General features: G+C 39.5%; 12 protein-coding genes. 5 read left to right on the top strand and 7 right to left on the bottom strand.

What is annotated here, in order from left to right; genetic code table 11:
* The first annotated feature begins 129 nt into the window (after nt 1-129).
* The gene (locus IM479_RS06895; protein ID WP_287684404.1) at nt 130-489 is read left to right on the top strand and encodes a PDDEXK family nuclease; all 360 of its coding nucleotides are present in this window, start codon (nt 130-132) and stop codon (nt 487-489) included.
* A 3-nt stretch (nt 490-492) separates the two neighbouring features.
* Here the strand turns inward: IM479_RS06895 and IM479_RS06890 are convergent, their stop codons facing one another.
* A complete protein-coding gene (locus tag IM479_RS06890; RefSeq protein ID WP_002764855.1) occupies nt 493-1296 on the bottom strand; it encodes a hypothetical protein in 804 nt (267 codons plus the stop codon).
* 414 nt (nt 1297-1710) lie between these two features.
* Between IM479_RS06890 and IM479_RS06885 the strand changes: the two genes are divergently transcribed.
* On the top strand, nt 1711-3084 hold the full coding sequence (locus IM479_RS06885) for a helix-turn-helix domain-containing protein (protein ID WP_287684402.1): 1374 nt from the start codon (nt 1711-1713) through the stop codon (nt 3082-3084).
* Nucleotides 3085-3128: 44 nt separating this feature from the next.
* Here the strand turns inward: IM479_RS06885 and IM479_RS06880 are convergent, their stop codons facing one another.
* The 3 genes from IM479_RS06880 to IM479_RS06870 form a co-directional block, all read right to left on the bottom strand.
* Nucleotides 3129-3344 (bottom strand): type II toxin-antitoxin system HicB family antitoxin, encoded by a 216-nt coding sequence (locus tag IM479_RS06880; RefSeq protein WP_287684401.1) that lies wholly within the window; start codon nt 3342-3344, stop codon nt 3129-3131.
* 401 nt (nt 3345-3745) lie between these two features.
* Entirely contained in the window at nt 3746-5557 is a 1812-nt protein-coding gene (locus tag IM479_RS06875) for a sodium:solute symporter family protein (protein ID WP_287684399.1), read from the bottom strand.
* A gap of 43 nt (nt 5558-5600) precedes the next feature.
* Nucleotides 5601-5969, bottom strand: coding sequence for a hypothetical protein (locus tag IM479_RS06870; RefSeq protein WP_287079526.1), 369 nt, complete (start codon nt 5967-5969; stop codon nt 5601-5603).
* Nucleotides 5970-6122: 153 nt separating this feature from the next.
* Between IM479_RS06870 and IM479_RS06865 the strand changes: the two genes are divergently transcribed.
* Nucleotides 6123-6296: a hypothetical protein gene (locus IM479_RS06865; RefSeq protein WP_172970560.1), complete on the top strand. Its 174-nt coding sequence runs from the start codon at nt 6123-6125 to the stop codon at nt 6294-6296.
* Nucleotides 6297-6307: 11 nt separating this feature from the next.
* Here the strand turns inward: IM479_RS06865 and IM479_RS06860 are convergent, their stop codons facing one another.
* Both IM479_RS06860 and IM479_RS06855 read right to left on the bottom strand, forming a co-directional pair.
* Complete coding sequence (locus IM479_RS06860) at nt 6308-6910, bottom strand: chromophore lyase CpcT/CpeT (RefSeq protein WP_287684397.1); 603 nt, start codon at nt 6908-6910, stop codon at nt 6308-6310.
* Between the two features lie 77 nt (nt 6911-6987).
* Nucleotides 6988-8013 carry a cyanophycinase gene (locus tag IM479_RS06855; RefSeq protein ID WP_287684396.1) on the bottom strand — a complete coding sequence of 342 codons (1026 nt, stop codon included), beginning with the start codon at nt 8011-8013 and terminating at the stop codon, nt 6988-6990.
* Nucleotides 8014-8233: 220 nt separating this feature from the next.
* Here IM479_RS06855 and IM479_RS06850 point away from each other — a divergent pair, with 220 nt between their 5' ends.
* Nucleotides 8234-9382 (top strand): substrate-binding domain-containing protein, encoded by a 1149-nt coding sequence (locus IM479_RS06850; protein WP_287684395.1) that lies wholly within the window; start codon nt 8234-8236, stop codon nt 9380-9382.
* Nucleotides 9383-9618: 236 nt separating this feature from the next.
* Here the strand turns inward: IM479_RS06850 and IM479_RS06845 are convergent, their stop codons facing one another.
* Nucleotides 9619-10848: a site-2 protease family protein gene (locus tag IM479_RS06845; protein WP_287684393.1), complete on the bottom strand. Its 1230-nt coding sequence runs from the start codon at nt 10846-10848 to the stop codon at nt 9619-9621.
* Between the two features lie 63 nt (nt 10849-10911).
* On the opposite strand from IM479_RS06845, the gene ruvA reads away from it, so the two are divergent.
* Entirely contained in the window at nt 10912-11541 is a 630-nt protein-coding gene (gene ruvA / locus IM479_RS06840) for a Holliday junction branch migration protein RuvA (RefSeq protein WP_190380317.1), read from the top strand.
* Nucleotides 11542-11678 lie beyond the last annotated feature (137 nt).

Genomic DNA, 11678 nt, shown 5'->3' with positions numbered 1-11678 from the left:
TAAAGATGATTACGCTGGTCTATGCTAAGATGTGAGTAGTTCATTAGTTTGTCTGTTTGTTTTGAGCAATATCCGACTTTAACTGATGAGCTTTCCTCTGTCAAGCTTTTCAGGTGATGCACTTCAGACTTGAATCGGCGATGTTATGCCGTTTTTGTCACTGTTCAGCGTTTATGGATACCTGAGCGGCGAATGGCCACTTATCCTGATATTATGGTAATGTCTGAACCTCTGACTTATCAAGAAAGACGCACAGATACTTTTAATTATGATCAAGAAGATAAATTTACTGCTTATCGAACCATTCCAACTTTTCAGGAATATTTATTAATTTCTCAGGAAAAATGTTATATTGAACAGTTTCAAAAAGAAGGCGATTGCGGGTTTTTTAAAGCTTATAAAAATCCTCCTATAATAACTTTAAAATATTTGCGGGTTGAGGTAGAGATAGCAGATATTTATAATAATGTAATCTTCGACAATAGTTAAAATCTATAAGATTTTAATCACAAAAACTAATAAATTTGCTACGTCATTAGCTTTTAAGCCAACATCTTGATAAGGTTCAGCAACCCATTTATTTCTAATATCTTCTTTGCTCATACCTTGAGCAATTAAATCGACAAAATGAACTTCTGATTCATCAAAACGGAGGGCTATTGTTTGGTAATTTTTTTGTTGGTTACTACAGGTTAAAATAAGACGATCAAGACGAATTGTGTAAGTATCCATAAAACCATCTTTATCTTGATCATTTCTAAAGTTTTCAAAAGAAACATATCCCATGTTTAAACCTGGACTCAAAAAAGTTGATAAATTAGTGTCATAATTCTTCAGCTTATGAACTCTTTGACTTTCACTAAGTAAAATGACATCTTCTCTAAAATCATTAAAGTAAATTAAATTTTTTCCATGTTCGAGTGTATCATTATTAATAATCATTATGACAAAAGTAGCAGTATTTCCTCTGAGAAAATGCTGATAACTCTTTTGCAAAAGTTTATTTTTTTCATCCTCCGCAAGATTTTCTAAGGCTACTTTATAGGCTACAGTAGCATCAATAACATCTTTGTTTAAAGGGATCATAATAATTTTAGATGTTAAATTGCTATTGAACCATCCGCAATTGACATCGGCTTCTCTATATTTTAAATTAGCCTCTAAAGCAACCTCTAACGCATCACGCATTTGAGCAATTTTTGATTCCTGCTGTTGCTTATCGTAAAAAGCTTGATCACAGGACGTTAAAGATAACATTAGACTTAGGATAATTGACAACTTGGCAATTTTTATCATTTCATTGTCCTCTATTTAGTAAATTTTATAAGGTCGAAAAATCAGCAAAATCTACTCCTCTATAGATTTAATGTACATCTATAGCGTTTCCTGTTCACAAGAGGTACATTCTCAATCCTGAAAAGCTTAATCAACAAAGGTTAAAGTGTGCCTCGCAGATGCGAGAACCGCTATAACTTAAATAATCAGCCAACAGTAGTACAAAAATGTTATTGCTGATATACTAGAATCTGTACTATCACACATTTTCTTTAGATTGCCTAAATAAAGCCTTGAAACTGCTTAATTACTTAGGATACATCGCAGTCTTGAGTTTAGTCAGTCGGAAAAGTCGGAACTTACAGCCAAACAATTGATCTGAAATATCGGAAATATCAGCTAAAATAAGTAAAAAACTTACCTAATCTATAGTCCATGTTTCAAGCTAATCTATCTAATACGGTGTTAAATCTCTTAGATGAGTTGGTTTTTGCCAAAACAGATCAACATCTAGACTATCTTCAAAAAACTATCTTGCAAGGGACCTTAGAAGGTTACAAATACTCAGAAGTTGCCAAAGAATCTCATCTTAGTGAAGGTCATATTCGAGATAGTGCTTCAGAATTATGGAAAATTTTGTCAGAAGTTTTAGGGGAAGATATTACTAAATCAAATATTAGAGCAGTTTTAAAGAAATCTCAGTTCTATAATCATATTTCATCAGGTAGAGATTTTGTTTCTCTTAATAATGTCAATCTCTGTACTTCTAATCTATCTGCGTCTAATGGCAATAACCACCAATCTCAACCTGACAATAATCGTACCTATTTAGATTTAGGTCATATTCCTGAAATAACTCAATTTTATGGGAGAATTGCCGAATTAAATAATCTAGAAACTTGGATAGTTGCGGAGAAATACCGTTTGGTTACTGTGTTAGGTTTAAAAGGAATTGGTAAAACCACCCTTTCTTTGAAACTGGTTGATAAAATCAAAAATAGTTTTAATTATGTTATTCGCATAAGTTTGTATTTTTGTCCAAAATCAGATGAACTTTTAAGTGAAATTTTACCCTCTATCAATCCTCAATTAAAGCTCTCTCAAAGTCTTGACAAGAAATTAAATTTATTCTTAGAGTTAATAAAAAGCCATCGCTGTTTGATTATTTTTGATGATTTACAAAGTCTATTTGACTCTAAAAAACTAGCAGGTAATTATCAAAAAGATTACCAAGACTATCAACTATTGTTTAAAAGCATTGCTGAAGTCAATCATCAAAGCTGTTTACTGTTGTTGAGTCAAGAAAAACCTATTGATACGACTTTTTATGGACAGAAAAATAAATTCATTAAAACATTAATCGTAGAAGGTTTAGGAGAAGATGCAATAGAAATTTTGCGCCATCATCATCTATCAAATGAAGACAGTTGGCAAACCTTAATTAAATGTTATCAAGGTCATCCTCTTTGGTTAGAATTAGTTGCTAGTTTTATTCGGGGGATATTTTTAGGTAAGGTTGCTGAATTTTTAGAACTTAAATACCCGATTGCCGAAGAAACTTTAGAGCAGACTTTATTAAGTATTTTACAAAGTTTAACAGAATCAGAGAAACTAATGCTAACAGAATTAGCAAATTTTAATCAACCTATTTCCATTAAAGAAATGATGGATCAAACCTCTCTAGATTATACAGATTCTTTGAAAGCAATTCAATCTCTAATCAGACGAATAATAGTGGCAAAAGATGAGAACGCTCTATTATGTTTAAATCCTGTTTTTAAAGCTTATGTAATTAATCATCAAATCTAGATATGAGTCGAAAGCAAGAGAAATTTTAGCTAATTTTATCGCAATCATAATAGTTTACGAAATTCTACGACGGTCAAATAGTTACACCTGCATTTTAATTTCAGGAATTTCCCCATCTTGCCAGCGTTTTTCCAAGGCTGCAAGATACTCATTGCATCTTGTATATTAATTAATGCCTCTTCCTCAGTGTCTCCCTCAGACCAACAACCAGGGAGTGCAGGAACGCCAACAGTAATTCCTTCTTCAGAACGATAAAGCACAATTTTGTATTTCATCATAAGTTCCTTCTAGATAGCACTTCATTAAGAAGTGGTGAGTACGGCCAAAGTCAACGGTAAGGGATTTCTATTCCTTGCCGCTCTTGCTATTTTTCTTAACAAAACTTAACAATTGACGGCGAAATTTTCCTTGCTTTTGTCGTGAGATTTTGGGATAATATTTTTAAAAGACTTTATTTACAATGGGAATCTAAGCACTTCATACTAGACACAACCATCCCATTATAAAAAAATCATAACCCAAGGTGCCGCCAAAGTCAAGGGATCACTCCTAATTAGGGTCTGCTGAAAAAGTTTTTCGTGGGGACAGGGTGTGGGGAATTATCAATTGGGGAGTGGGAAGACAGTAAACTGATAACTGATAACTGATAACTGATAACTGCCTAACCTAAATCTCGGTCTTTAGTGACGGTAATTTCCTTAGATAAATGTCGATACCAAGTAAAATAGAGACCGATGGAAAGCAAAAGAAAAACCAAAGCCAAAATCTTCAAACTTTGCCACTGCTTGATAATTAAAACAATCCCCATCATAAACAGGACTAATTGCCAAGGAACAGTGAGAAAAGCGGCGATGATATCCCGTTGATTTTCCGCTTTAATTTTTGCCTGTAGGTTAGGTTTAACACTTTGACGGACTTCTCCCCAAAAGCCAAAAGGTCGGGTAATATTATAGAAATTTTCCATAACTAAACTATCGGTAGGAGGAGTTAACAAAGTAGCGATAATACAGCCAGCTAAAGCGAACAAACTCGGCACAAGAAAGAGAATAAGTTCCTGATATTGACTGTGACGAAAGAAAGGTAAAATTATCGCTTGTGAGGCAATAGCCGCAATCATTCCCGCTAAAGTTCCCACGGCAAAACCATAACCATTAAAGCGCCACCAATACCAACGCAATAGGAGAGGAACTGCTAATCCTACCCCTAATCCCGTGGTTAACCAACCCCAAATATCATTGACATTTTGGATATTAAAACTCAAAACTAAGCCAATTACGACCACAAAAACCGAGGCCAAACGACCTTGAAAAACTAACTCCTGTTCTCCCGCATTCGGTTTCAAAAAAGCTTGATAGATATCTTTGACCCAATAGGCAGCACTAGCGTTAATAACTGCGTTAAAAGTGGACATAGCTGCCGCCAAAAAAGAAGCAATTAATAACCCTTTCATCCCCACAGGAATGTATTGAGTAATCACCGTGGCGAGAATTCTTTCTGGATCTGTAATCGTGCCTTCGGTTAAACCGTAGTGAATACCTAAAACCGCAAAAGCTGTGACTAAAGGCCAACGGAAAGAAAGCAGAATAATCCAGAATAAAGATAATAAACCGGCATCTCGATCGCTTTTGGCCGCTAGGTATCGTTGTAACATATAACCACCGCTGCCGCTGCAACCTTCGATGATAGTTTTAACTAAATAAAAGAAAATCACCCCACCAAACAAATTAAAGATGGCATAATCTCCGGGTAAATCCAAAGTCAGGGAGGGAAAAATACTAGCCCAGTCGCTTAAATTCCAAGTTTTTGGCTCCGCTGCCCCCGGAATTGCTACGGTAAAAGTATCAGGAAGATTAACAGTAAAAAAAGCCACTGTCGATACATAAATTACCGCCACAAAAATCAGAAATCCTTGAAATAAATCGGTAATTACCCCACCATAAAAACCACTGGCCACCGTATAAATCAAGGTTAGAAGAATTAATATCACCGAAGCAAGACGATCATCCATGCCCAAAAACTGCCCTAAAAATTTCCCCCCCGCAACGGAGAAATAACTCATCGCACCGATAGAGAATAAGAGAGTGGCGACGGCGCTAATAATTCGGGCAAAATTCCCCTGTTTTCCAGTTCCAAAGCGAAATTGCATCCATTCCGCCATGGTCATAACTTGGGCGCGACGATTCCATTTGCCCATAAAAGCCATGAGAAAGGCCATAATTAGGACAACACCGCCGCGAATTTCGATAAATAGTCCTTTGGGGCCGACGGCGTAAATTAGGGCAGAAATGACCATAGTTCCCGCTAAATCGGTGTTAGCTGCCATTCCCGACACCCCCAACATCCACCAGGGCAAATTACGATTACCTAAAAAGTAGGATTCTAGACCTTGAGAAGCTTTTTTCTCGGCTACAATCCCGATTATTAGGGTTGCTGCCAGATAAAGCAGGATAATTACATAATCAATTAACTGCATAGTTGAGATCAATTTAACTTTCGATCGTTATAGCATCAATTGACTACGATTTCTGGCTAACGGTTTCTTTTTCTAAGACTTGCACCCGTTGCTCTAGCTTTTTTAAATCTTCCTTTATTTCAATTACTAAAGTGGCTAAACGCTGGAACAGTGGGTCACTTTCCCCGACCACTTCCCCATTTACTATACCCGTTCCCGATCGCCGTTGGGGAATCGGAGCGGCATTTTCCCCGCGGGTGGATATTCCTCGAATCTGACTTTCAAGGCGCTCGACTCGATTGCGGAGACTAATTAACTCCGATCTTACCGCCGTATCCGATTGTGCTTTGCTGGCATTAACAAAACTCAGTATTAGCAAAAGGGAGATAATCAGCGTTAAAAAGCCATAAAAAGAGATTTTAGCTAATTTCATCGATTTTACCCCCTATCTATCTTACCCAACTTAATGTTAAGAAACGTGGCTAAATCTAAAGCTTAATTGCAATTCTGCCCCCAGGTGATTAGTTGCTCAAAAGAGGATGATAAGGTAAAAAACACGATTTTGTGGAAATTTGGCCTTATCTCTATGTATAAAAACTCGGATAAAGATTTTCTCGGAGCGGCAATCACAGCCGGTTTAGGTGCGGGAATCGTCACTTCTTTTGCCGTCAATCAAGGACAAGACATCGGTACAGCTTTAGGAATTACCGCTTTAGCGGCTCTTTGCGGTGTCGTCTGCCGTCATTTTGACCTAATGTGATGCAATCTTCCTCACACATCCAATTCTGCCGAAAAATCCCGTTTTTTCTCGTATTGATAGGGACCGAGCAGAGCGCCCCAAATTCCCTTACCGGTGCTGGGATCTAGGCCTTTATCGTAGGTTTTTAGGCTATGACTCGTCACCTCGAAACCTAAAGCCACCTGATAGGTTGTACCCTCATAGGTGAATTGACAGCGCTGTTCCGGTTGCGGTTGGGCGATAAACTGGTATTGATTATCAGCGAGAGTATGGACTTTGACCGCTAAAGTGCAAGTAGGCAGGAAAGTTAGGTCTTCTAAGCTAATTTTTCGCAAAATATCGGGATTTTTGCCCGCACCTTGCACGGATTTCAGGTCATTAAACATATAATGCCTAACCTCTAACCCTGCCGATTCCGAGCGCATTAATCGCCACAGTCGCGGTCGGTAAGGTTGGTCTAAATTGATTATACTCGCCTGTTCGGCAAAAAGAGCGATGCTGTCTTCCCGAAATAAAGGCAGCGGACGCAACCATAAACGCAGGTGAACGTACCACACCGGTTCTGCTTGCGCTTGCCGTTGATTTTCAAATTCACCTGCGAGATACCGACCGAAAGTGATTAATTCAGGGGTCATAGCTGAAAAAATTCTCCTTATTGCCTCAAAATTAATCTTAACACCCAGAGAACTCACTTTTTTGACAAAAATGACCTTCAGGCTATCGGAACCCGCTTAAACCCGGCTATTCCTCCTTTAGTGTACCAATATTCCCAGCGACCGCCAGCAGCACTAGACCAATCCTTGAGGTCAAATTTACCGCTGCCGGAGGGAGTTCCCGCGATGCGATAGACTTTCACCGCTTGACCGTTATTATTCCAGATTAAAGGCCGATCCGGCTCCATCTGTTCGGGTAGAGTCCCGTTAGTTTGCAGAAAATAGGCATCTTGTCCCTTATCGGTGCCGTTGCCGTAGACTTTGGCGATACCATGCTCATCGATCGCCAGAAAAGCACCTTCTTCTAAACCGATAGCGTAGGCGGGCAGTTGATTGTGATTATCGTGTACATTGCGGGCTAAAAAACCAAAAAGGCGACCATATCTTGTTTCGGGATGATCTTGATTGAGTCGATCCAAATGGGTATCTGTCACGACTTTTTTGAGAAAAGGAACCCGAATAAAATCACTCCGATAGAAGTCTTTAGTGTTGAAGTGAAAGGGATTATTTAAGATTTCCGAACTCAGTACCCCTTCGTGAGTGGGCGCATAGTAAAAATCACCCAGAATAGCCATTCCTGCGCTGGTTCCCGCCACGGGAACTTTTTTATCATTGATCAGATAATTGATCGCTGTTTCCACCTTTGTGCTTTCCCACAAATCCTCGTACTGATTTTGATCACCACCGGCAAAAAAAAGAATATCGGCATTACGAATATATTCGATAACATCAGGATGATTCGCCGCTTCACGACTATCAATTGATAGTTCCGCCGCCGAGCCGATCAGGGAGCGGTAATTATCGCAAATCCAATCAGCTTGACCGCCAAGATTGCCAAAGCGCAACACTAAGTAATTACCGCCTTTAGCTCGATTCAATAACCATTTTGTCGCCTGATCTTCTCCTAATTTACCTCCTTCCGCTCCCCCGATTAATAAAATACCCGATTGATGTTTTACCGACTGAAAATTGGCTTGTCCACAACGACAAGAATAAAGAAAATCTTGGTCATTATTGTCTAACATAGTCTTATACCCTCGCTCCTTAGCTTACTCTTTCTATCCTAGCTTTAACTAGGACAAAATCAGAGTTTTCTACTATAAAAGTTAACAACAAAGCTGATCTATAGCTGAAATCGGTAGCGGCAAAACTCCCTAGTTTACATTCTGTTAAAAATCGTTCTATAATAATTTAAGGCTAGAAACTGGCAATTATTACTGTTGAAGTTGAAAATCGGCGGGCGATATGTTAAACAGACGTTCTTTTTTGCAAGGATTAGGTACAATCGCCTTAGCGGGAGGTTTAAGTGGCTGCGCTTCTGGAAGCGGCGATCCGAGCATTTTTCTCCTATCTGGTTCGATTCCGCCGCGATTACTAACAGATTTTCGGAAAACTATTGCCGAAAAAAAAGTAAATTTTCAGTCGGAAAAGCAGCTGAAAGAGCTATTAAAATTGTTGGAAAAATGGTTAAAAAATCAGGAGCAACCAGCCTCACAATTTTCGATTCCTATCCCTTTTAGGGAACAAAACCCAGCGATGGGTAATTTAGTCACCCTAGGGGATGCTTGGCTAGGAAAAGCGATTACTAACGGCTTAATTCAACCCCTAGATACTTCTCAACTTTCTAATTGGTCAAAACTGCCCCCCCGTTGGCAAGAAAACATGACTCGCAATGCCCAAGGACAACCGCAAACAGAGGGTAAAGTCTGGGGTGCGCCCTACCGTTGGGGAATGACAGTAATTGCCTATAATGAGGAAAAATTCCCTCAATTTGACTGGCGGCCACAAGATTGGTCTGATCTATGGCGACCGGAATTAACCGGTAAAATTGCCCTAATCGATAATCGTCGCGAAGTCATCGGTTTAACTCTAAAAAAATTGGGTTATTCTTATAATTCTAGTGATTTAAAGCAAGTGACGGCACTAAAAGACCAGCTATTTGCTTTACAAAAACAGGTAAGATTTTATAGTTCTCAACATTATTTACAACCCCTGATACTCGGTGATGTCTGGCTATCTGTGGGTTGGTCTAATGATATTTTACCAGTGAGCGATCGCTATAATAAAATTAAAGTTGTTGTCCCCAAATCTGGGACTTCTCTCTGGTCAGATGTGTGGGTAAAACCAGTTTTAACTACTCCTAATTCTCTTGTCGAGCAATGGATTGATTTTTGTTGGCAACCAGAATCCGCCACTAAAATTTCTTTATTTACCTCCGGATTATCACCCCTAATTCTCACTCAAAATCCCGACCAAATTCCCCCAGATATTAAAAATAATCCTTTACTTGTCAATCCAGAAGCAATCAAAAACAGCGATTTTTTAAACCCTTTATCGCCAGCAACCGAGCAAGAATACGAGCAATTGTGGCAAGCAATGCGACAGTTAGTATAGTCAGGAGATAATAGACAAAATTCTGCGAGAATATTGAGGTGAAAATTACATTTACCTAACTGATTCTAGCTGATAAGTAGGGAGGCACAATTATTTGTAGGATGGGTTAGCGCACTTCGTAACCCATGCAGGCGTTGGGTTTCATACTTCAACCCAACCTACGTTCATCTTATATTTAATTCCACCCACCTACTTAACTGATAACTGATAACTGATAACTGATAACTGATAACTGATTAAGCGGGTTGACTTTGGGTTTCTTGGGCGAGAAAAGTAAGGATAGAAGCTTTCTCAATTAACCCCAAAACCGTGCCGTTTTCTTCTACCACTGTCACTTGAGATAAATTTTCGCCTTCCAAAATTTTCACCACATCTAGGAGGGAAGTATTAGACAAAACCAGTTTGAGACTTTCGCTAGTTTGTAATAACCGGCCGATATTTACCTCTGTCCATTGGGAAGTAGGAATCGTTTTCAGAGCCTCTACATTAATCACTCCTAACAGTTTACCTTCGCTATCGGTAACTAAGAATTTAGACCATTGTTGTTTACCGATAACATAATTATTAGCAAACTCGCGCAGGGTTAAATTAATCGACACTACAGGACTATTAGGAGAGATAACATCTTTAGCGGTGTAGCGACTTAAGAAATCTTGAACCTTAGCTGATTGAGCGGAAAAGCCAGCATTTTGTAGGAGGAAAATGCCAATTAATAGCGTCCAAAAACTGCCAAATTGACTGATTCCGAGAATTGATAGCGCACCGATGACAATCGCTAACCAACCAAAAAATTGACCGAAACGACTAGCGAATAAAACCCCTTTATTGGGATTGCCCGTTACTTGCCAAACAATGGCTTTAAGGATATTACCACCATCTAAAGGTAAACCGGGGATCAGGTTAAATAACCCTAGGGCGAGGTTGATATAGGCAAGCAGCGAAAGAATCGCCGCCAGGGGCGCGCTTAAACTAATATTGGAACCAATAATTAGGAAGATACCGAAGAGCAGTAAACTAACTAAAGGGCCAGCAATTGCTACTAGAAAAGCTTCCAGAGGAGTTTTCGATTCTCTGCCGAGAGTTGCCAAACCACCGAATAAAAAGAGGGTAATTGATTTGACTTCAATACCTTGGGCGATGGCAACAAAACTATGACCTAATTCGTGGGCAACCACGGAGGCAAATAGGAGAATAGCGGCAAAAAATCCTAATAGCCAAGGCATGATTCCCGTTAACTGGGGAAACTGACTTAACTCTCCCCCATAGGTTAAGGTAATTAATCCCAGAACAAAGAACCAAGAAGGATTAATATAAAAGGGAATTCCAAAGAGATTTCCGACTCTAATGTTGCCATTCATTTTGTATCTTCTCCAATTATTGGGGACTAACGCCAAGAAGATTAGGTTATCAATTACGCCATTCACTTCTGTTAACAATTGTAACAAAAATGAAAATCTCCCCGGCATTCCTTCAGGGAGTAAAAACCGTCATCCCTGTGGTTCGGTTATTTTCGTAGGAGAATTAAATCAATGATTAATTATTTACGGGGACAAGCGATCGAGGTGATCAAAACCCCTAATAACCGACTGATCTTGATTTTAGACGTAAACCAGATCGGTTACGAAATCCAAATTCCCTCGCGATTAGCCCTAGACATCGGCAACGATAACAATGATAGTTGTCAGATTTTTACTCACCTACTCCTTCGCGAGGAGCAGCCTTTATTGTACGGTTTCGGCACCGCCCCAGAGCGAGATCTGTTTCGTCAACTGCTTTCCGTCAACGGAGTTGGGGCGCAACTAGCCCTAGCTTTAATCGATACCTTGGGGATTGAGGAACTTGTGGTGGCGATAGTGACAGGAAATACCAAAATTTTGAGCAAAACCCCCGGAGTCGGCTTAAAAACAGCAGAGAGAATCGCTTTGGAGTTAAAAACTAAATTGGCAGCATGGCGACAACTAAGAGAAGCGACGACGACAACCACGGCAATACTACCGGCAGCGGAAATCCTTGAAGATGTGCAGATGACCCTTTTAGCTTTAGGATACAGCCGGGAGGAGATCGATCGAGCTATCGCAGTCCTCAGTCAAGATGCTTTATTTAGTAAAAATACTCAGCCAGAAGACTGGATTAAAGGGGCCATTAATTGGCTAGGTTGACATACCCCACGCCGTAAACGGACGTGGATTCTTCTAGCATCACTGCTGAGAATTTCTGGCTCAACGAGTCCACTTGAATTAGATTCCTGGCGAAATCCCACCCAGAGGTGGTTCTCTCCTCAGACTTTCGCGACCTT

Origin of the sequence: Microcystis sp. M165S2 (assembly GCF_020245885.1) — a bacterium.
Classification (GTDB): Bacteria; Cyanobacteriota; Cyanobacteriia; order Cyanobacteriales; family Microcystaceae; genus Microcystis.
The sequence above is the reverse complement of the archived record's forward strand: the minus strand, read 5'-3'. Positions and strand labels throughout refer to the sequence as shown.